The 20,892-nt window shown below is 68.7% G+C and carries 13 protein-coding genes; 5 read left to right on the top strand and 8 right to left on the bottom strand.

The window, feature by feature from the left end; all coding sequences use genetic code 11:
* Positions 1 to 31: 31 nt before the first annotated feature.
* Positions 32 to 799, top strand: a complete 768-nt coding sequence (locus EV644_RS02835) for a DUF1206 domain-containing protein (protein WP_132187094.1) — start codon at positions 32 to 34, stop codon at positions 797 to 799.
* On the opposite strand, the gene EV644_RS02830 is transcribed toward EV644_RS02835, so the two are convergent.
* Genes EV644_RS02830 through EV644_RS02820 form a run of 3 tightly spaced genes read right to left on the bottom strand, consistent with a single transcriptional unit; the run spans position 800 to position 3,917 of the window.
* Positions 800 to 2,392, bottom strand: a complete 1,593-nt coding sequence (locus EV644_RS02830; protein WP_132187095.1) for an ABC transporter permease — start codon at positions 2,390 to 2,392, stop codon at positions 800 to 802.
* Positions 2,389 to 3,285 carry an ABC transporter ATP-binding protein gene (locus EV644_RS02825; protein ID WP_132187096.1) on the bottom strand — a complete coding sequence of 299 codons (897 nt, stop codon included), beginning with the start codon at positions 3,283 to 3,285 and terminating at the stop codon, positions 2,389 to 2,391. Before EV644_RS02825 ends, EV644_RS02830 begins: the two co-directional genes overlap by 4 nt.
* Positions 3,282 to 3,917 carry a TetR/AcrR family transcriptional regulator gene (locus EV644_RS02820; protein ID WP_132187097.1) on the bottom strand — a complete coding sequence of 212 codons (636 nt, stop codon included), beginning with the start codon at positions 3,915 to 3,917 and terminating at the stop codon, positions 3,282 to 3,284. Before EV644_RS02820 ends, EV644_RS02825 begins: the two co-directional genes overlap by 4 nt.
* Positions 3,918 to 4,770: 853 nt before the next feature.
* Between EV644_RS02820 and EV644_RS02810 the strand changes: the two genes are divergently transcribed.
* Positions 4,771 to 5,436, top strand: a complete 666-nt coding sequence (locus tag EV644_RS02810) for a response regulator transcription factor (RefSeq protein ID WP_158292727.1) — start codon at positions 4,771 to 4,773, stop codon at positions 5,434 to 5,436.
* A gap of 70 nt (positions 5,437 to 5,506) precedes the next feature.
* Complete coding sequence (locus EV644_RS02805; RefSeq protein WP_132187099.1) at positions 5,507 to 6,508, top strand: sensor histidine kinase; 1,002 nt, start codon at positions 5,507 to 5,509, stop codon at positions 6,506 to 6,508.
* A gap of 63 nt (positions 6,509 to 6,571) precedes the next feature.
* Here the strand turns inward: EV644_RS02805 and EV644_RS02800 are convergent, their stop codons facing one another.
* Genes EV644_RS02800 through EV644_RS02780 form a run of 5 tightly spaced genes read right to left on the bottom strand, consistent with a single transcriptional unit; the run spans position 6,572 to position 16,647 of the window.
* On the bottom strand, positions 6,572 to 7,057 hold the full coding sequence (locus EV644_RS02800) for a hypothetical protein (protein WP_132187100.1): 486 nt from the start codon (positions 7,055 to 7,057) through the stop codon (positions 6,572 to 6,574).
* The gene (locus EV644_RS02795; RefSeq protein ID WP_158292726.1) at positions 7,054 to 8,028 is read right to left on the bottom strand and encodes a multicopper oxidase domain-containing protein; all 975 of its coding nucleotides are present in this window, start codon (positions 8,026 to 8,028) and stop codon (positions 7,054 to 7,056) included. Before EV644_RS02795 ends, EV644_RS02800 begins: the two co-directional genes overlap by 4 nt.
* Positions 8,029 to 8,057: 29 nt before the next feature.
* A complete protein-coding gene (locus tag EV644_RS02790) occupies positions 8,058 to 10,058 on the bottom strand; it encodes a multicopper oxidase domain-containing protein (protein WP_158292725.1) in 2,001 nt (666 codons plus the stop codon).
* Positions 10,059 to 10,071: 13 nt separating this feature from the next.
* Positions 10,072 to 11,343: a multicopper oxidase domain-containing protein gene (locus tag EV644_RS02785; protein WP_158292724.1), complete on the bottom strand. Its 1,272-nt coding sequence runs from the start codon at positions 11,341 to 11,343 to the stop codon at positions 10,072 to 10,074.
* 57 nt (positions 11,344 to 11,400) lie between these two features.
* The gene (locus tag EV644_RS02780; protein ID WP_158292723.1) at positions 11,401 to 16,647 is read right to left on the bottom strand and encodes a hypothetical protein; all 5,247 of its coding nucleotides are present in this window, start codon (positions 16,645 to 16,647) and stop codon (positions 11,401 to 11,403) included.
* A 265-nt stretch (positions 16,648 to 16,912) separates the two neighbouring features.
* Here EV644_RS02780 and EV644_RS02775 point away from each other — a divergent pair, with 265 nt between their 5' ends.
* Positions 16,913 to 18,661, top strand: a complete 1,749-nt coding sequence (locus EV644_RS02775) for a copper resistance CopC/CopD family protein (RefSeq protein ID WP_158292722.1) — start codon at positions 16,913 to 16,915, stop codon at positions 18,659 to 18,661.
* Entirely contained in the window at positions 18,658 to 20,871 is a 2,214-nt protein-coding gene (locus EV644_RS02770) for a S8 family serine peptidase (protein WP_132187106.1), read from the top strand. The genes EV644_RS02775 and EV644_RS02770 overlap by 4 nt, the downstream gene beginning before the upstream one ends.
* Positions 20,872 to 20,892: the final 21 nt, after the last annotated feature.

Here is a 20,892-nt window from a genome sequence, read left to right as displayed (position 1 = left end):
CCGACCGTTTGCCGGTGGGTACGAGAAAGCAATGAGGACCGCCGAGGAAGCCCAGCAAAGCCGCGTGTACGACTACGCCATCACCGTCGGCCTGATTGCCTACGGCGTGGTGTATCTGCTGATCGCCTGGATCGCCCTACAAGTCGCCTGGAGCAACTCGTCGGAGGAAGCCTCGCAACAGGGCGCCCTCAAGGAGCTCGCCAGCAAGCCGTTCGGTGAAGGGCTGCTCTGGATCGTTGCCATCGGCCTGTTCGTCCTGGTGATCTGGAAGGTGCTCGAACTCGTCTACGGCCATCTGAACACCGAGAAGAAGGTGTCCTCGATAGGGCGCGGCATCGTCTACCTCGCGCTGGGCGTCAGCGCGGTCAAGGTCGCGATGGGCTCGAGCCAGTCCGGCACCAGCCAGTCGAGCGGTATGACCGCCAAGCTGATGGAGAACGGCGCCGGCCGGGTGCTCGTGGTGATCGGCGGCCTGGTCCTCGTCGGCGTCGGCGTCCGGCAGATCTACAAGTCGGTGACGAAGAAGTTCCTCGAGGACCTCACCGGCGGCGTCTCGCGGCCGACCGTGATGCTCGGCCGGGCCGGCTATGCCGCCAAGGGGGTCGCGTTCATCACTATGGGCGTACTCTTCGCCTGGGCCTCGATCAGCTACGACCCGAAGAAGGCGGGTGGCCTCGACACGGCCATGCGTACGTTGAAGGACCAGCCCTTCGGCGACGTGCTGCTCACCCTGGTGGCTCTCGGCCTCGCGTGCTTCGGCGTCTACTGCTTCGTCTGGTCCCGCAACGCCAAGCACTAGTCAGGCCGGTATGTCGCGGTGGCGGAGGCCGGCCAGGCCGGCCGCTGCCAGCGCTGCGGCGATGGCCAGCAAGGCGATCACCGGCGTCGCTGCCATGCCGCCGCCCGGCAGCGCTGGGAGCTGGGCGAACGGCGAGATGTCCATCACCCAGTCGTCGAGCTGGACCGCCGCACCGGCGATGCCGAGCAGCAGGCAGATCGCCGGTGCCACCCAGGCCGCGGGCGACAGCCGGGGAGCCAGTCCGACCAGAGCGATCGCCACCGCCGCCAGCACCCAGACCGCAGGCAGTTGGACCAGCGCGGCCTCGATCAGCCGGGGCACCTGATGACCGGCATTGCCCGCCGCGGCCCCGTAGGCAAGACCCGCGGTGAGTCCGGCTGCCAGCAGCGCGGCAGCCGGTCCGAGCAGGGCGAACACCAGATGGCTCGTTGCCCAGCGCAACCTTCCGGTCGCGGTGGCGAGCACCGGTTCCGCCCGTCCGCCGGTCTCCTCGGCCCGCAACCGCAGCGTGGCCTGGACCGCGTAGGCGGCCGAGATCAACCCGACGATCGACATCACGCCGACGAAGTACGAGTCGATCAGTCCGGTCTTCCCGCCGATCCGGGCGAAGAAGTCCCTGGCCGCCTGGTCGTCGCGCATCAGGTCGCCGACCCCCTCCGCGACACCGCCGAACAACACGCCCAGCAGGGCGAAGGCGGAGACCCAGGCAGCCAGCAGCCCTCGGTGCAATCGCCACGCCAACGCGAGCGGAGTACGCAAGGACGGCGCTCCGGAAGCTGGGCCCAGCCGCGCAGGCAAGAGCCCTGAGCCGACGTCGCGCCTTGCGGACAAGGAGACCGCGACCGCCACGAGTACGCCGGTGATGGCGATGACGAGAACGGCGACTCCCCAGTGGTCGCCGCCGTACGGGCGGATCCGTTGCAGCCAGCCGATCGGCGACAACCAGGACAGCCAGGCCAGACCGCCGTCGGCGTGAGCGCTGGTGTCACCCGCCGCGCGGAACGCGAACGCGGCACCGAGTACTGCGATCGCGATGCCGCGCGCGGTACTGGCGGCAGCTGTGAGCTGGGCGGCGACGGCTCCCACGGCCGCGAAGAACCAGCCGCTGACGGCGAACTGGATGCCTAGGGCAACTGATCCGGCGAGGGGCAGGTCCTGGCTGGACATCCCCAGGACCAGCAGGACGGCGAGGAGGAGATTGGCGGCGAACACCGTGGCCAGGGCGGCGGCCAGAGGGGCGTGCCGCCCGACGACGGTCGACCCGAGCAGTTCGCGACGACCGGTCTCCTCCTCGACCCGGGTGTGGCGGATGACGGTGAGCAGGCTGATCAGCCCGACGATCACCGGCACGAACCCGACCCGCCAGGTGATGAACTCGCCGAGGCTGGTCCCGGACAGTTCGCCGTAGAGCGTCACGAATCCCGCGTTGTCGGCGTACTGCCGGCGGGAGGCCGCGGTCGGGAACAGCTCGTTGAAGGAGGAGACGTAGCTGACCGGGATCAGCGTGAGGATGACGATCCAGAGCGGCAGAATCAGCCGGTCCCGCCGCAGGATCAGGCGGATCAGGCCGCCCGTGCCGGTCAAGGTGCTCATCGGGCCGCCGCCGGTTCGTACAGGCGCAGGAAGAGTTCTTCCAACGTGGGCGGCTGGCTGATGAGACTGCGCACACCGGAGTCGGTCAGCTGGCGCAGTACTGCGTTGATCGCGTCAGCGTCGACCGCGAGGCTCACCTTGCCGTCCTCGACCTTCAGATCATGGACGCCGGGCAGGTCCGCCAGACCGTTCGGCGGTCCGGTCAGCTCGGCGTGGATCGAGGTCCGGGTCAGGTGTCGCAATTCGGTCAGGGTGCCGGTCTCGGCAGCGTGCCCGGAACGGATGATGGTGACCCGGTCGCAGAGCGCCTCCACCTCGGACAGGATGTGGCTCGACAGCAGCACCGTCGTCTCGCTCCGATCGCGGATCTCCTGGATCGACTGGCGGAACGCCTCCTCCATCAGGGGATCCAGGCCGGAGGTCGGCTCGTCGAGCACCAGCAGTTCGACCTCGGAGGCGAGCGCGGCGATCAGGGCGACCTTCTGCCGGTTGCCCTTGGAGTAGGTGCGGGCCTTCTTCCGCGGATCCAGGTCGAAGCGCTCCAGCAGTTCGGCCCGCCGCTTCTGGTCGAGCCCGCCGCGCATCCGGCCGAGCAGGTCGATCGCCTCGCCACCGCTCAGGTTCGGCCACAGCGTCACGTCGCCGGGTACGTAGGCCAGGCGCCGGTGCAGTTCGGTCGCGTCCGTCCACGGGTTGCCGCCGAGCACCTCGGCGCTGCCGCTGTCGGCCCGGGTCATGCCGAGCAGGATCCGGATCGTGGTGGTCTTCCCGGCGCCGTTGGGTCCCAGGAAGCCGTGTACCTCACCGGTGTGAACCGTCAGGTCCAGTTCGTTCAGGGCCCGCGTGCGCCCGAAGGTCTTGACCAGGCCCTCGGTGCGAATCGCCTCGGTCATCGTTGTCCTCCATCGTCCATTCGATCCATCGCGGTATGCAGTTGAGCGGCCTGCTCGGGAGTGAGCAGGACGTGGGAGAAGGCATCCACAAAGCCTCTGTTCAGCCGGACATGGCCGGCCGGTGTGTCGAGATCCACGCCGAGCGCGCGGGACATCTGGTCCTTCATCAGGAAGACCCCCAGCTGCATCGCGACCAGTACCGCGGCGTACGCCCGCAGGTCCCTGGTCTCGACCTTGCCGCGGGTCAGCCACTCCTCGCTCAGCTGGACGGCGTCGTCGAACAGGGCGCCCGCCGCATCCGAGCCGTCCACCATCGACCGCACCAGATAGCCCTGCAGAGCCCTCATGGTCGGATGCAGTGCCACCATGCCGGCGGTGTCCGTCAGCCCGCCGCCCTCGAACATCTGGTCGCGCAGCCGGTTCATCTCAGCGGTCGCGTAGGCGTCGCAGGCGTCGCGCAGGGCTTCCTTCGACCCGAAGTGGTGCCGGATCAGGCCGGACGAGACGCCTGCGGCAGCGGCGATGTCGCGGATCGACGCGCCGTCGATACCGCGTTCGGTGAACAGCCGCAGGGCCGCGTCCCTGATCCGGGCGCGGGCGGTCAGATCCTCGCTGGCACGGTCAGCCGCCATGGCGTGTTCCTCTCGGACTTCGAAAACTACACACACGAGCAAGTTACTACACAAGCGTGTAGTCGCCAAGGGATGAGGAGTCGCGCACTGGAAAGTTGCTGCCTGTCGGCTGGTAGGGGAGAGGTGACAGTTGCTGGAAGCAAATGAACTCTCGGTGGAAGTCGCCTCCCGCGGCAGGCGCGCCCTGCCGCGGACGGGGTCAAGCAGTCCGTCAGCACGGGCGAGATCGTCGCACTGGTAGGGGAATCCGGCTGCGGCAGGACCACTCGCCCGGACGGTTTCCCGGGACGGCTGGGCGGGGTGGCGGCACGGCTGGCGGGTTCCCGGCGGCTGGCGGCTTGTAAGGCGTCAGCGGGCGAACACCCCGTCATCGGAGGGCCGATGGCGGGCCTGGACCCGATGGCGCGCGGTTGAGGCCGCACCTTGTGCACCAAGTGAGCGTTCGAGCCGCCCGGGTCTGCTCAGCTGGTGCACAAAGTGCCGGCATGGGGGCCCACCGGCACCCTTGGGCAGGGAGCTTCCCGGGCTCGCAATTCGGTGACTTGGTGGAAAGTGGAAGTACCTGGGTCCGCCTGCGGGCGTCCTGGTGTGCCGGACAAGAAAGGCACTTTCTTGTCACCAGGCATCGGGGAGGGAACCCATGACCGCGCAGGAGAGCACCGACGAGCGGCCCCCAAGCCCCACAAGCCGCTGGACCTCGTCTAGGGCCGGTTGGCCCCTTCCGCTGAACGCCAAGGCGGGAACACAATGGCTGTGGGTGGGCAGATCGGTGGGGGCCCCGGCCTGGCGCTGTTCGGACGATGGTGCCCGGCATGCTGTGTGCCCGGTCATGCATGACGGCCGAGGGGGTTCGATGACCAGGATTCTCGTCATTGACGACGAGCCGGATCTGCTGGGTTTCGTCGGCCACGCGCTGGAGGCCGAGGGCTATCACGTGCTGACCGCGATCGACAGCACCGAAGGGCTCCGGGTGGCGCTGACGACCAAGGTCGACCTGGTGGTCCTCGATCTGCTGATGCCGGGGCTCGACGGTCAGGCGGTGCTCACGGCCCTGATGGCGCACGACCCGACCACGCGGATCCTGGTCCTGTCCGCCACGGAGGACAAGCAGGCCCGGGTCGCCTGCCTCGAGGAGGGCGCGGTCGACTTCCTGGCCAAGCCGTTCCTGCTCCGCGAGCTGATCGCGCGGGTCCGGTCGCGGTTGCTGGCCGAGCCGGTGGCCCGGCCTTCCGACGTGCTGCGGGTCGGGACCATCGTCCTCAACACGCGCACCCGTCGGTTGCAGGTCGGCGAGCGGACGGCTGAGCTGTCGCAGCGCGAGTTCCTGCTGTTGCAGCACCTGATGCGAAACCCGGACAGCGTGTGTTCGCGCCAGGAGTTGCTCTCGGAGGTCTGGGGCTATGACTTCGACCCGTCGACGAACCTCGTCGACGTCTGCGTCGGCCGGCTCCGGGCCAAGCTGCGCGACGACGTGATCCGGACGGTGCGCAATGTCGGTTATCAGCTACAGACAGCGTGACCGGAGCGCCGGAACCCCGGCGGCGCGGCAGACCAGGCCTTGGCGTCTGACCACGCGCGGGGAGCAGGTGGTGGACGGCGCGCTGGCGGCCATCATCATCGCGATGCTGGTGCTGATGGTGAGGATGCCCGGCCAGGAGACGATTCCGTACCACATCCTCTTCCTGTCGCTCACCATCGTCTACGGCTTCAGGGTCTGGCCGCTGTGGCCGACCGTCCTGGTGACGCTCGCGGTGACGGGAGCGACCGGCTGGATCCTCGGCTCGCACGCCTTCAGCGGGATCATCGACCGGGCGGAGCTCGCGGAGGTGCCCCTGATGCCGGCGCTCTTCGTGGCGATGGTCTGGCACGCTCGCCGCCGGGTCGCCGCCCTGCGGCAGGTCGAGCTGATGGCCGACCAGCGCCGGGCCAGTCTGGAGCGCGAGCGCGGCTTCTTCCGGGACACCTCGCACGCCCTCCGTACGCCGCTGACGATCGCTCGCGGTCATCTCGAACTCGCCGCCACCGGTCCGGTCCCGGCAGTCGCGAGCCAGCGCATCGGAGTCGCCGTCCACCAGCTCGAGCGGATGTCCGCGTTGTCTGACCGGTTACTGGCACTCGCCCGGCTGGACGCCGGCGAAGAACTCGAGATGAGGCGTACGGACATCGGCGCGCTGGTCAGTCAGATCGGCCGGAACTGGAGTGCCGGTACTGATCGGCACTGGGTGGTGATCTGCCGGCCGACGCGCGTAGTGGACTGCGATCCGGAGTGGATGGAGCTCGCGTTGGACGCGTTGATCGAGAACGCGGTGCACTACACCGGGCCGCGCGACACCATCAGACTCGGCTGTATTGCGATGCCGGACCGGTACATGATCACGGTCGACGACTCAGGACCGGGCATCCCGGCCGAGCAGCTCCCGCACGTGTTCGAGCGTTTCTGGCATCGCCGGCCGCCCGACGGCCCGATGGGTAGTGGTCTGGGCCTGCCGATGGCGAAGGCGGTGGCAGAGGCCCACGGGGGAGTACTCCGGGCGATGACCAGTCTGGACGGTGGCGCCCGGTTCGAGCTGACCGTGCCGACCGGGCGGTGACGCGGCCCACGAAACAAGGCGACCGCGTACGGCGGCCGTCGGGACAACCGGCCGCCGCACTCGTCAGCGGACGGTGACGTGCTCGACCTGGGCACCGCCGAGCAGCACGGTGACACTCGAACCCCGGCGGACCCAGTTCCCCGGGTTCTCGAAGACCAGGTAGTAGGTCTCGCCCGCCGTGTACTTGCCGGTGTGGGCGTGGTTCATCAGCAGGTCGCGGACGACCAGACCGGTTCGCTCCTCCACGACGGCCGGCGGCGTCGCGGCGTCGTGCACACTGTTCGCCAGGTTCGGGTCGAGCACCTGGAACCGGAGATCCAGCAGCCCACCCCCGCCAGTGACAGCGACCCGGGTGATCCGTACTCCGCTGCGCTGGGCCAGCCCGTCGGCATCCACCGCGGTCCGTCCCCAGGCCACCTCGACGGCAGTTGTGGCCGGTGGTGTGGAGGAGGCCTTCCCCGGCCCGTACGTCAACCAGACGGCCAACGCACCCGCAGCCAGCATGCTGCCGACCACAGCACCCAGAGCCAGCCGCGGCGCGCGAGTCATGGCTGGATGAAGGTCAGCATGCCGCCACCGGTCGCCGGCGTCGGCGAAGTACCGGTCTGAGGGCCGTTGGTCAGGTGCAGTTGCCGGTTGTACAGCGGGAAACCATGACTACTCGGCGGACTGCCGACGGGCACGGTGACCACAGTGTCCTCGGTGGCACCGGCCGGGATCGTCTCCGTGCTGGCAGGGAAGGCGTTCGTCAGCAATCGGGCATCGCGGGCGACGACCTGCTGATGCGTACCGAGCAGTGTCATCGACGTGTTGTCGTAGCCGGCGTTGAGGTACCGCAGCAGCACCCGCTGCCCAGCGGTCGCGCTGATCGGCGTGGTGTTCGGGTAACCCTTCCCGTTGATCAGCCAGTACGTCGCCCTGTAGTTCTGCAGGTCGAACGTGTCCGGCGCCGCGTTGAAGGCCGGATCGATCGCCATCAGCACGAGGACCGCCTCGACGTCGTACGCCGTATCGGGGGTGCCGTAGGCCTGACCTGGAACCGACGAGCGGACCAGGAGTGCGCCGGACAAGCCCATGGCCTCCTGCCGGCCCGCGTTGCCGCCGCTCTGGTAGAGGTAGGTGCCGGGCCGGCCGGCCGTGAAGGAGCGGCTGACAGCCGCGCCTGGGGCCGCGTCGGCCGGCCCGGGGTCGAAGGTCACGCCGGGGATCTCGAAGGACACCGCGTGTCCGGGCGGCAGCGCGTTCCGGACCGTGATCGTGACCAGGTCGCCCTGGTCGACCGCGAGTTGCGGTCCGGGCAGGCTCGCGGTCGCGGAGTTGCAGTCACCCGCGGCAGCCGGGATGCCGAACCCCCAGATCGGGACCGTTCCGCCACCGGGTAGCGGGGCCGTTCCCGTGACGGCGCACAGCTCGATCGAGACCGTCGCGGCCGAGGCCGAACTGCCCACGCAGCTCAGGCCGAAGGTAGCCAGCAAGAGCACCACCAGGACCCGGGTCCTGCGGTGGACGGATGTACGCATCGCCCATCTCCTTTGCCGCTCGTGCCTGGTCATGGCGCGTCGTACACGATCTTCATCAGGTCGCCCCAGGTGGAGAACGCGACCGGTGCCGTGGGGGTGAAGCGCTGGGTGTGGACCAGCACCCGGATCTGCCCCTTGTACGAACCGGTGCCGATGTAGGCGTCGGCCGGTCCGGGCAGCGTCCAGGTCGAGCTCACATCCGTCGACCCGACTGCTTGCGGCTGCGCAGGCGGTGCCGGCAACGTCGTCCAGCCCGCGGAAGTCGCGTTGCTGCAGCCCGCGGCGCCTGCGATCGTCCAGTTGCAGACCTTGACTGTCTGCTGGGGCAGGTTGGAGGGCAGCACCGGGCAGGTGGCGGTGGTGGTGACACCGCAGTTGCGGCCCTTGTAGAGCACCTTGAGGTTCTGGCTACCGGCCGGGACACCGCCGAACGCGCCGTACCAGTCCGTGGCCAGTGCGGTCAGCGTGGAACCGGTGACGTGGCTGGCGGCTGTCGTCCCCAGTTGGCCGCGAGCAACGGTCCAGGTGGTGGTTCCCTGCCCTGCGGTCACCTGCAGGATCTCGTTGTCGACGCGGACGAAGTACGGCCCGCTGGTCGGGAAGCCTGCCGCGGAGGCGACCGTGATGCTTGTCTGGGCCGCAGTGGTCGCGGTCGGACGTGTCGTCGTCTTCGGGTTGACCTGGTAATAGACGCCGTCCGCGAGCCCGAGTGCGGTGACCGCTCCCGACTTGAGGGTGGCGCCGATCAGCCCTGTCGAGGTCGGCGAACCGAAGCAGCCGCCGGGCGGGTCGACCCTGAGCAGTGTGCCCATCCCGCCGAAGCCCTGGTCGAAGTTGGTGAACTCGTTCAACGCGTGGCTGTGCAGCGGGAAGTACCACTCACCGCAGAGGTTCTGCGAGGTGGTGCCGACCGGAAGCGTGCCCTTGCTGCCCAGATACGGGCTGCCGGCGTACCAGGTGTTGCCGTCCTTGAAGAACAGGTTGCGGTAGTTCGGCTGGGTCACCGGCAGCGGGTTCGTGGCCGGGTTCCAGTTGTCCTGGTCGTCCCAGCGGAGCAGGTAGTCCTCGGTCTGCCCTGAACCGATCGTCTCGCCGAAGTGCTCGGTGGACGCGACCAGCCGGCCGTCCTGGGCGATCTGGCGGGTGTGGTTGCCGTGCGGGTGGAACGGGTGATTCACCGCCCCGACGTTGATCATCCGGATCAGCGCCGGCAGGGTGTTCGTCGCCGTGTTGGGCTGGATCCGGACGAGCGAACCATAGGGCTGGTTCGGCAGCAGGGCCGAGCCGTTGTCCTGGATGGTGTCCGGGAACTCCCGGCCGTTGATGGCGAAGTACCTGTTCCGCAACGTGTTCACGTCGTACGTCGTGCCCACCTCGACGGCGTGGTGGAGATCGGGATCGATGTCACTGAGCAGCAGCAGGTACTCCCGGGCCGGATCGAAGCGGGTTCCGGTGTCGTAGGCGTAGTCGGGCCCGAGCGCCGGCCGGATCACCAGCGCGCCGGTCAATCCCATCTCTATCTGCTTGACGACGTCCGAGCCGCTCTCATACAGGTAGGTGCCCGGCTGACCCGCCACGAAGGTGTACGTGACTGCGCCGCTCGTAGCGGCCTCGGTCGTGAGCAGTCCTGGGGTTCCACCAGTGGCCGTGACGGTGGCGTCCTGGCCGGGGAACACGATGGAGGTTGCCTCGGGCAAGGTGTTGCTCAGGTGCACGACCACCGTCTGACCTTGCGTCGCGCACAGCACTGGACCCGGGCTCTGGAAGTGCCCGTTGTCCGGGGCGTCGGCGTTGGCGTAGCTCCACATGAAGACGCTGTTGCCGTCCGGGGTGTCGATGGTGCCCGACTTGGCGACCAGGTTGAACGTGTGGGTCGAGCCCGCCACGGTGCCCGGCGTACAGATCATGCCGATCGGTGGGGCGTCCGGCGGCAGCGCGCTCGCGTGCAGCGAAGCCGGTACTACGACGCCGCCGGCCAGGGCCAGCACGACCATCACCCGGCGGATGCGTTGCAACGTCCTGCGTGTCATCGTCGCCTCCTGCTCAGACATAGGTCTGGCTCACGGCGGTCTGCGGGGGCAACGGGTTCTGGTACACCCGAACCTCGGTCATCATCCCGCTGGGGCCGGGCGCGCCGAGGCTGGACAACCTGCGCCAGTCCCGGTTCTTGAAGTAGTAGACGTTGTAGCTGCCCCGGCTGTCGGTGTCGGACGGCCGTGTTGCCGCATAGGCAGGAGCGTCGAACAGCAAGTCCCTGGCCTCGCCGGGCCCGATGTACAGCGTGTTGGTCCAGTACGACGTGTCGACGGTGCCGTTGCGCAGCAGCGAGGCGTCCTGCCCGACCACGTGCATCGGCAGGCCGGGCAGTTGCATCGCATGCTGCTGGTAGCCCAGGTTCGCCAGCCGAAGCAGGACCCGGTCACCCGGGTTCACCTGGATCAGCGCCGAGTTCGGCAGGCTGTAGTCGGGTGCGTCGTCGTAGTTCGCGTTCGGTGTGGCGATCCGCAAGGTCGCGGGCAGCGCGGGGTCGTCGTTCGGCAACAGTGTCTGCGGATAGCAGCGGCCGTTCAGAGTGAACCACTGCGGCTCGTAGTCCGTGGCGATCGACTCTTGGATGTCGCGGTCGCCATCGTGGAAGGTGCTCCAGTACTCGTTCAGCAGAATCGCGAAGTGCCGGTCGTAGCCGGTCGACCCGTCACCGTCGTTGTAGGCGAACCGTGTGAAGCCCCCGAGCGACGTACCGTCCTGGAGTGGGCGCACGAACACGATGCCGGTCATCCCCATCTGCACGTGCTCGACGTCCTCGAAGTGGCAGTGGTACATGTACGTGCCCTCGCGGTGCGGCCGGTAGAAGTACGTCAACTGCCGGCTGATCGGTACCGCGACGGACACCTCGGGGACGCCGTCGTTCAGCGGTGACGGGATGTCGAAGCCGTGCCAGTGGATCGTGTGCGAGTCGGTCAGGTCGGGGCGTTGCACCAGGCCGAGGTTGGTCAGGGTGATCTTGATGTCGTCGTTCTGCCGGAAGTCCAGCGTCGGTGCGCTGGTCTGCGCATGTCCCTTGTACTGCTGGATCAGCGCGTCCACGGTGGCCGTCGGACTGACCGGGATGAACCCGAAGATGTACAGCGGGTCGTTCTCCCGGCCAGGCACCACGGCATACCCGTCGGTCGCGGCCAGGGCCAGCGTGGTGGTGGCCGCGGAGGCGGTCCCGACGGCCTGGATCACCCCGCCGGCGGCCAGGGTGCCCAGGGCGCCGAGCCCGGTGGCCTTCAGGAAACCCCGGCGTCCCAGGCCGGCCTTCTGCGGTGCCATCGCGTCCTCCCTCGGAGCGCCTGCTCGCTGTTTGCTCATGGCAACTTCACGCTCACTTCACGGCAGTGGGACGGGTACGCCGGTCAGTTCGTCCGCGCCGAGATCCCATGGAGTCCGGATCCGGGGCGTCCGCAGTTGCGGCCGGTACTGGCTGTCGTAGTCGCCCAGTCCACCGAGTGCGGGGGTCAAGCTCGGTGCCTGGATCCCGCCGCCCAGGCAGGGGCTGGGCGCGGCGGGCGGCGGTACGGTGGCGTTGGAGCAGCGGACCCCGCGGTCCACCAGCGGGGTGGTGCCCTGCAGGTGGTAGTTGCCAGTCAGCCCCACGGGCGGATCGGCGCCGGTGATGGTGACGGCCGCGGTCTGGGGGTCGAGCCGGGAGCCGGACACGGTCAGCTCGAGCGTGAACGGCGTGACGAACAGCGGGTCGGTGCCGACGATGTTGCCCTGGCCGGCCGGCAGCGCGTGCTGGATCCCGTCCGGACCGAGGATCTGCCCGTTGGTCAGGTCGGAGTAGCGGGGTACGAAGGTGTCGGCGTTGTTCGTCGTCCCGTGCACCTCGAAGTCGATGAACCCCTCGTCCACCAGGGTCGCGCCCGGCCCGAAGCCGGTCAGGGTGAAGGCGTTGTTGTTCCAGAAGATGTCGTTGAACTGAGCCGTCGGCCTGGAGAAGTCCGGCCTGGTCGCGGCATTCGGGTACTGCGCGACGTAGCGGGCGTCGTTCTGCCAGAGCGGGTCGTTGCCCTCGGAAGCGAGTCCGGCCGAGTGCGGGACCCCGATCGCCGAGTTCTCCGACGAGGCGGTGGACACGTTGTTGGCCACGGTGTTGTTGATGATCCGCACGTTCGACGAGTCGTCGAGCAGCATGGCGCCACCGATGTCGGCCGAGCCGTTGTCGACGATCATGTTGTCGCGAATGCTGATCGCGGCGTTCAGCGCGTCGAGCACGAACAACCCGCCGCCGTCGTCGGCGGAGTAGTTGCTCTGGATCAGGTTCTTGTCCAGCGACACCGCGCCGGTGCCGTCGCCGAGCGCGCCGCCGCCGACCGGGATCTCCGACTCGATCGCCACGCCCGCGCCGGAGTCGACGGAGTCGTTGTAGTAGATCTGGTTGTCGTGGATGTTCCCGTTCGGGCTGAGCCCGATGTGGGAGACACCCGCGCCGTAGTTGACGCTGAAGTTCGAGCAGACGATGTTGCTCGCCACCTCGTAGTCGTTCGAGCCGTAGAAGATGCCCACGCCGCCGGCCTGGGTCAGGCCGCCATTGCCGAGCACTCTGTTGTTGGCGATCCGGACGCTGTAGTTGTGACCGGCGTGGGCGTAGGGCTGCCCGACACCGATGCCGCCGGCAACGACCCCGGAGTTGTTCTCGAGCACGTTGTTGGTGAGTTGCTCGTTGTTGATCGAGGCCTGCAGCTGGATGCCGCCGGCGCCCTCACCCGACCCGGTCATCAGGGCGACACCGTCGACCCGGGACTGGTTGAAGGCCGGCTGGTTCAGCGCGGCCGTCACCGGCGTCAGGTTGTACGCCGCGGTGTCCTGGGCGACCACCGTCACGTCCGCGCCCCGCAGTACGGGGTGGGACGGGTCGGCATACGGGCCGTGCGCGGTGACCAGGGCGTCGTAAGCCGTCGCGTTCTGCTGGAAGTAGCGGCCGTCGATCACCGAGCCGAGGACGTGGAACCGTGGGTCCTCCGGGTCACGCGCCTGGAACTCGTGCGCGCCGATGATGCCGCCCGGGCCCTTGCCCTGGATCTTCAGCGGCTTCCACACCAGCACGTTCTCGTTGTAGGTGCCTGGCTGCAGCACCAGCAGGCTCTTCGCCGGCGCCGCGTCGATGGCGGTCTGCAGCTGGTGGCCGGTCAGGGTCGGCGCCGCGACGTTCACCACGTTCGGGTTGTAGCTGACGGTGTTGGTGCCGGTGCCGTTCGAGCCCATCACGTGCAGGGTGATGCCGTTCGCGGTGGACACCCCGCCGTTGACGTCGGCAGTGGTCAGGGTAAGCTGCTTCGGCCCCGGCCGGAAGGTTGCATTGGGCAAGAGGTTCGCCGCTATGTTGGAGGCGAGCGCGGGCACGTTGATGACGATGGTGTCGGGCGTACCGGTAGTGCCGGACGTCCCGGGCGTCCAGCTCACGATGCCGCCGTTGGCTCTGGTCAGGGTCTGCACCTGGCCGTTGCGCGCATCGGTCAGCGTCGCCCGTACGCCGGCGCCGCCGGTGGCCGTCCCCGTGGTCCCGATGAAGTCACCCTGGATGGTGATCTGGCGACTTCCGGTGGCCGGAACGACCGGTGTGGAGACCTGGAGCAGCTCGGGCCGGGCGGGAACGGCCGGATCCTCGCAACCGGTGCCCGAGATCGGGTCGAGCGGCAGGTCGAGCTGCGTGGTCAGACCCGGCCACGCCTCGGCCGGTGTCGTGGCGGTGAGCAGGTTCGGGTTGTAGCCCGCGTTCGGGGCGGTCTTGCTGCCGGGATCATCGACCTTGACAAGGTACATGCCGGGGCAGGGGCCTTGCGGGATCGGGCAGTTGAGCGTCTCGGTGGACGGCACGAGCGCCTCGAAGGAGCCGTCCGGGCTGGTCGTCACGGTGGTGAGCAGCCGCCAGTTGTTGGCGTCGTACGGCAGGTTGGCGTTGCCGCCGGGGCCGGCGGTGTCGACCCGGGCGTAGATGCCGACCGGGATGCCGCCGATCGGCCGCGGCTCGCCGTACCACGGCGACTGCGGGTTGCGCTCGAAGTAGATGTCGTTGAACACCTGGCCGACCAGGCGCCCCGGTTCGGCCACGTCGCCGATCCGGGTGTCGTCCGCGTTCTCGCCGTTCGGGTCGGTGAGGAAGTTGGTCATCAGGTTGAAGTCGGCGTTGGCGTTCTGGCTGTTCTGCAGCACGACCAGGCGCTTGTCGCACAAGGGTGCGTGCGCGCCGGAGACGCCGAAGTAGTTGCTACGGGTCACCAGGGTCGACTGGTCGATGACGTGGTCGTCACCGGTACAGGGCGGTGGCGGGATGGCCGGCGTGAAGTGGTTGCCGAGGTCAACGTTCACGTCCTCCTCGCGGACCGGCCGGTAGAGACAGCCGGTGCCGTCGCCGGGGACGGCGCCCTTGGCATGCGTGACCTGCTGGGAGCCGGCCGGGTTGCAGCTGCGCGTGTCGGTACCGTCGGTCGGCATCACCACGTGCGTGATGTAGGTGCCGGCGACCAGGGGGGTTGGGTCGCCGCCACCCGTACAGGTGCCGTCGTCGGCTGCCAGGTCGTAGCCGCCCGGGCAGAAGTCGGCGAAGGCGTAACCGCCGTCGAACGCGCCGTCCTTGGTCTGCTCACCGGTGATCGGGACCTCGAGACAGTTCGGCCCGATGGCGGGGTTCAGGGTGCTGCTGATGTCGGCGCCGGTGGCGTCGCGGACGGAGCAGCCGGGGGCGTAGGTGGCGGGGTCGGACGGTGGGGTGCCGCTCGGCTGGGTCCAGTGATCGGTCACGTACTTGTTCACGACGACGTCGTCGGCGGTGTTGGGCTCACCGTCCGGGCCGAGCGCCTCGAGGTAGACCGTGACGTCGGGGACCGCGGGCTCGTAGTCCTCGTGAGCCTGCATCCGCGCGTCGAACTCGTTGCGGGTGGTCGAGAAGTAGGTGATGCCGACGATCTGTCCCGGCGTACCGGCGGGGTAGTCCGTCTTGCCCCAGTCGACCGTCGCCCGGTGTCCCTCGGTGAGCAACTGGTTGGTGAGGAGCGCGCCACCGAGGTCGGTCGGGATGTGCGTCACGACGCTGGGGTCGTACTCGTCGTGCACGGCGGCGCCGCTGACGCCGAACCGCGCGAAGCCCTGCTCGTTGACGATCCAGCGACCGAGCGGGCCGCCCTCCGCCGTCGGGTACTGGTAATAGCCGGACGGGTTGGTGACAGTGGCCTCCTTGATCGAGCCGTCCCGCCACCGCTGGTCCATATCGGTGTTGGCGATACTGGGTTCACCGGAGTCGCGGACACCGTTGCCGTTCAGGTCCTTGTAGACATGGCCGTCCAGCCAGCCGAACCAGCGGGACACGCCGAGTCCCTGTTCGTCCGGGCGGACCGGATCGGGATCGCCGACAGTGACTGTCTCACCGGCTCCCACTGTCACCGGGACGATTCGCATGATGTAGGACAACTGTTCGTCCCAGAGCGCGAGGTTGTAACTGCCCGGCGGCACGTTCTGGATGTCGAAGTTGCCCTGGGCATCGCCTTGGTCGATGAACACGGTGCGGTCCGTGCTCGAGTCGCTCAGCGCCACGAACGGCTGCTCCACCGGCTCGCCGAGGGTGAGCTGGTCGAACGGCGGCCAGCCCTGCCAGTTGCGCGCCGTACCGGTGATCTCACCCGTGCCGGGGGTCGCGAAAGGCTGCGGTGAGCAGACGAAGCCGAACCAGTAGGCGGTCCGGGCCGTCGGCGGCTCCCAGAGCTGCTCGCCGGGCGCGCCGGTGCCGTCGCTGCCTTCCTCGACGGGGGCGAGCAACTGGAGTCCACCGTCGATCGTGGTGGTCTGGTACCAGCGGCTGTCCGGGTTGCTGTTGCAGGCCTTGTCCGGTGGGTGCACGTCGATGAAGTAGGTCGCGGGACCGAGGTCGTTCAGCTGGGCGAAGCCGTCGCCGTTGGTCAGGCACAGGCCACCACACAACGGCTGGTTGTTGTAGTCGACCGTGACGGCGCTGTGGGTCTGCTCCTCGAGCCCGACCTGGAAGCCGGTCAGGCCGCCCTCCTCCGTGTCAGGTGCGCCGTTGGCCCAGGCGTTGTCCTCGAAGACGAAGACCCGGATCTTGCCCAGTGGCAGGGGATGCGCCTCGCTCTGCACCGTCAGGTCGATGCGCGCGGTCAGATTGCCGGTGACATCCGCGTCCGCGGGCAGGGTGATGTGCTTGCCCCACAGCTTGTGGTCCACCGCGCGGACCGAGATCAGGTACCGGCCGGCCGGCAGCGAGACGGTGTCGCGGACCTCGTTGCCCTCGCGCACGATCGGGCTGTTGCTCTCGGTGTTCAGCGCCTTGGGATCGTTCGGCAGCTTCGTGTTGTCGAGGTTGACCACATAGTTGAAGTGCGCCAGCGGCGTACCGGTGGGGAAGTCCCGGGCGTCGATGGTGACCTGACAGCCGCCGGACGGACAGGCGGCGGCTGCCTGGGCCTTCGGAGCGGCCAGCGGTCCCGACGAGCGCAGGGACGCGATTCCAGGCAGGAAGGCGAACACCATCGCGAAGACCACCAGCCGGGCGATCGACGATCGCTTCCGGTCGCGGCGGCCAGGACGCGCAGGGGTTGTTCGTTTCCACGCAGCTGCAGACATCGGATCCACCCTCCCGGTGGCAGGAGTCAGGTTGACACCGCCTGGTGCTGACATCTGGCTGTGATCATCCGGCCGATCGCGGGGCCCGGAGCGCAGCATGACCGCACCGTCACCTGCGGGTCATCGGGCGGTCATGGAAGGCGGCCGGAGGATGACGGTCCCGTCATGAAGTGACGGTCCGGTCATGAACGGGCCGAACCATCAGGGCCCTTCCTATCGTCGAGCTGTCGGCGTCGATGCATCGGCGCCGCCGGGAAGGGGAGCCGTGCGTCGCTGCTTGGTGATGCTGGCCGTCGCCATCGCCATCGGTCTGCTGCCGTCCACGGCCGCGGCGCACACCGTTCTGGTCCGGGCGGATCCCGCCAGCGGAGCCGTGCTCGCCGAGTCCCCTGGCCTGGCCAGGCTCTGGTTCAGCGACGAGATGGCGACGAGCCGGAGTACTGCGCGCTTGATCGACCACCGGGGTGCAAACGTTGCGGGCACCCGGCTGGTCGGGGGGTCCGGTGATCCGCGGGTGATCGCAGTCGTGCTACCGCGGCTGGCGCCTGGTTCCTATGGACTTGTCTGGGAAGCCGTGTCGGCGGAGGACGGTCACGCGACGAACGGGACGGTGCTGTTCGCCATCGGCGCCGCCAGTGCCTTCTTGCCGTCGTCCGACGGATCGTCCACCGAACTGGTTCGACGGTGGGCCGCGCTGGCCTCGCTGGCCGGTCTGGTCGGTCCGCTGGCGGTATGCCTGCTCGTCGTCGGCCGACGGGAGGATCCGGAATCCGTCTTCGCAACTGCTCGCCGACGGCTCCTGACCACCGCATTGGCGGCCGGCCTGATGGCATTGCTCATCAGCATTGCGGACCTGCTCGTCAGAGCGTCCGAGCTCACCGACGTACTCGGTGGGGACTGGGGCCGGCTCTGGATCGTTCACACGGCCGCGTTGGTGGTGCTGTGCGTCCTGGTAGTGATTCTGCGCGGGCCGGGTCGTCGGCGATGGCAGCTCGAGATCGCCGTCGTGGCGCTGCTCGCCCTGCTCATGTGGGTCGAGGCTCTCGGCAGTCATGCGGCGGCGCTGCCTTCGGGCCGGCCTGCCGCTCTTGCCGCCGGCGCGGTTCATGCCTTCACGGGGTTGCTCTGGCTCGGCGCCGTGCCCGCACTGCTGGTTGTTCTCTGGCCACGAGGCCGTTCCCGATCAGACCTCGCCCTGCTCGTCAGGAGCTGTCGTGGACCGTTCTCAGTTCTTGCCGGGGGCAGCGTTCTGCTCCTGCTGGTGACGGGTCTCTATAGTGCCGGCCTCCAGGTCGCCACCACGAGCAGCCTGATCGCCTCGTCGTACGGGCGGCTGCTGTTGCTCAAGACAGGTCTGCTGGCGGCGATGGGTGTCCTGGGACTGATCAACGCCCGACGGCTGCGGCAGCGGCCGCGACCGGCTCGCACGATCGCGGTGGAGACCGGTGTAGGTCTGGTACTGCTGGTCGCCGTCGCCGCGCTTGTCAACCAGCCGCCGCCGCTGGGCGCCGCAGCAAGCGTCTCCGATGCTTCGCCGGGCTTCTCCAGCGCCGACGGGCCGGCTGACCGCACCGCCCTGACCCGGAGTGGATCCGTCGCCGACCTCGTGGTGACGGTCTCGGCGACGCCGAACCAGCCGGGGGCGAACTGGTTCACGGTCCTCGCGGAGAGCAGCCGGCGGCCTTCACCGGCGCCTATCGATCAGATCGACCTGCAGTTCGGCGTGGCACCAGGTGATCAGACGGTGGCCCTCGAACGGCTGACCAGCACTCGTTACTTCGCCACCTATCAGGCCGAGGCCGCCGGCGCGCTGCGACTCATCGCAGTCGTGCATCGCGCCGGCCAGGAGTACGCAGTACCGCTCGACTGGAGGGTGTCTCCTGTGGAGGCGCCGGTTGCGTCGGGCCGCCCACTGGCGCCGTACGTCGATGTCGCCGCCCTGCTGTTGCTCGAAGGGGCGCTGGTGGCCTTCACCTGGTGGTTCCTTCGCAGGTCCAGAGGAGGTTCAGGATGATGGTGCGCTGCCGGCCGCTGGTGATCGCGATGGTCACCGCTCTCGGCCTCTCGGGAACCGCTTGGGCCGCTCCCCAGCCTGACCCCTTCGTCGACGTCATCGTGGTGATGAAGTCCCAGGTCGTGCCTGGCCCGGTGGTCTCGCCGGATCGCCGCGAGCGACTCCGGTCGCTGGAGAAGACGTTGCGGGACCACGCGACCAGGACTCAGCCCGGCGTGCGGGACCTGCTCGCCGTACGCCGGGGTCAGGGGCGGGTGACCTCCGTCGTACCGCTGTGGATCACCAACGCGATCGGGGCCCGGGTCCGCGCGAGCGTGGCGGCGGAACTTGCCCGCCGGCCGGAGGTCGGTGCGGTCCGTCCGGACTCGACGATCCAGGCGCCGACGGTCACCACCGCCTCGGCCGCCGAGCCGAACGTCGCCCAGGTGAACGCGCCGGCGCTGTGGGACCTGGGCTACCGCGGCCACGGGATGGTGGTCGCCTCGATGGACACCGGTGTCGATCTCAGCCATCCGGAGTTGGCCGTTCGCTGGCGTGGTGGTGCCAACAGTTGGTACGACCCGAACGGGCAGCACCCGTCAACGCCGACCGACGTGTTCGGTCACGGAACCCAGACGATGGGCGTGATGGTCGGCGGCGACGGCGGCGGCACGTCGGTCGGCGTCGCGCCGGACGCCCGGTGGATCGCGGTCAAGATCTTCAACGACCGCGGCCAGGCGACCTCGACGGGGATCCATCTCGGGTACCAGTGGCTGCTGGATCCCGACGGCAACCCGGCCACCGCCGACGCCCCGAACGTGGTGAACAACTCCTGGACCATGGCGGCGGGAACCTGCAGCCTCGACTTCCAGCCCGATCTGCGCAACCTCCGGGCGGCCGGCATCGTGCCGGTCTTTGCCGCGGGCAACTATGGTCCGACCGCCGGTACGTCGGCCAGTCCCGCCAACAACCCGGAGGCGCTCGCGGTCGGCTCGGTCGACGACACCGACACGATCGCCCCGTTCAGCAGCCGTGGACCGTCCGCCTGCGGTCAGGCGGGCTACCCGCAACTGGTGGCCCCTGGCACCGATATCCGCACTACGGACCTGTACGGCGGCTACCTCGACGCGTCGGGAACCTCGTTGGCCGCACCGCACGTCGCGGGTGCGCTTGCCCTGCTGCTGCAGACAATGCCCGGGTTGACCGCCGACCGGCAGGTCTCTGCGCTGCAGCAGGGTGCGGTCGACCTCGGACCCGCCGGCGCCGACGACAGTTACGGTTCCGGACGACTCGACGTACTGGCGTCGTACAACTGGCTGCGGAGCACGCCGGACTTCGCCGTGGCAGTAGCACCCGCGTCTGCGACCACGCAGCCCGGCGGCAGCGCGCAGTACACAGTGACAGTCAGTGGAAGCGGCGGATTCTCGGATGATGTCGGGCTCTCGCTGACCGGGCTGCCGGCTGGTGGAACCGCGACCTTCGATCCGCCGGTCGTCACCGGCGGCAGCGGCACCTCCCGCCTGACTGTGGTGGCCCCGGCCACGACAGGTTCCAGTGCGCTGACCATCACCGGAACCAGCGGCACCACCACTCGCTCGGTCCCGGCCTCACTCACCGTTGTGCCACCACCGGACTACACCGTGGCGGCCACGCCGTCCAGCCAGACCGTCTCCGCCGGTGCCGTGGCGACGTACGGCATCGGCGTGTCTGCTCTCAATGGGTTCACCGGTGACGTCACCTTGACGGCCGACGGCCTGCCGGCGGCCGTGGGCACTGCGACCTTCAGTCCTGCGGTCGTTCATGGTGAGGGGACGGCGCAGCTCAGCATCACGACGCAGGCTGCGGCCGCGAGCGGCAGCTATCTGGTCACCGTGAACGCGAGCAGCGGAGCGCTCAGTCATGCGGTCACTGTGACTCTGGTCGTGAATCCGCGCGACTTCGCGGTCACGATGAGCCCGGCCTCGATCAGCGTCACGCGGACGCAAACTGCGACGTACACAGTCGCGGTGTCGTCGATCGGGGGCTTCAACGGCTCGGTCTCGTTGAAGATCACGGGCCTGCCGGTCAACTCGTCGGCGACCTGGACCGGCAATCCCGTCGTCGCTCCAGGATCGGCGACGTTGAAGGTCAAGACGACCTGGGCCACGGCACGCGGCACCTTCACCCTCAAAGTGACCGGTAACAACACATCGCTGAGCCACCAGGTGACGGCGACCCTGGTGGTCCGTTAGAGCGTTCGAGGGGCTTGATAA

This window comes from Kribbella orskensis, assembly GCF_004342085.1.
Lineage (GTDB): Bacteria > Actinomycetota > Actinomycetes > Propionibacteriales > Kribbellaceae > Kribbella > Kribbella orskensis.
The sequence above is the reverse complement of the archived record's forward strand: the minus strand, read 5'-3'. Positions and strand labels throughout refer to the sequence as shown.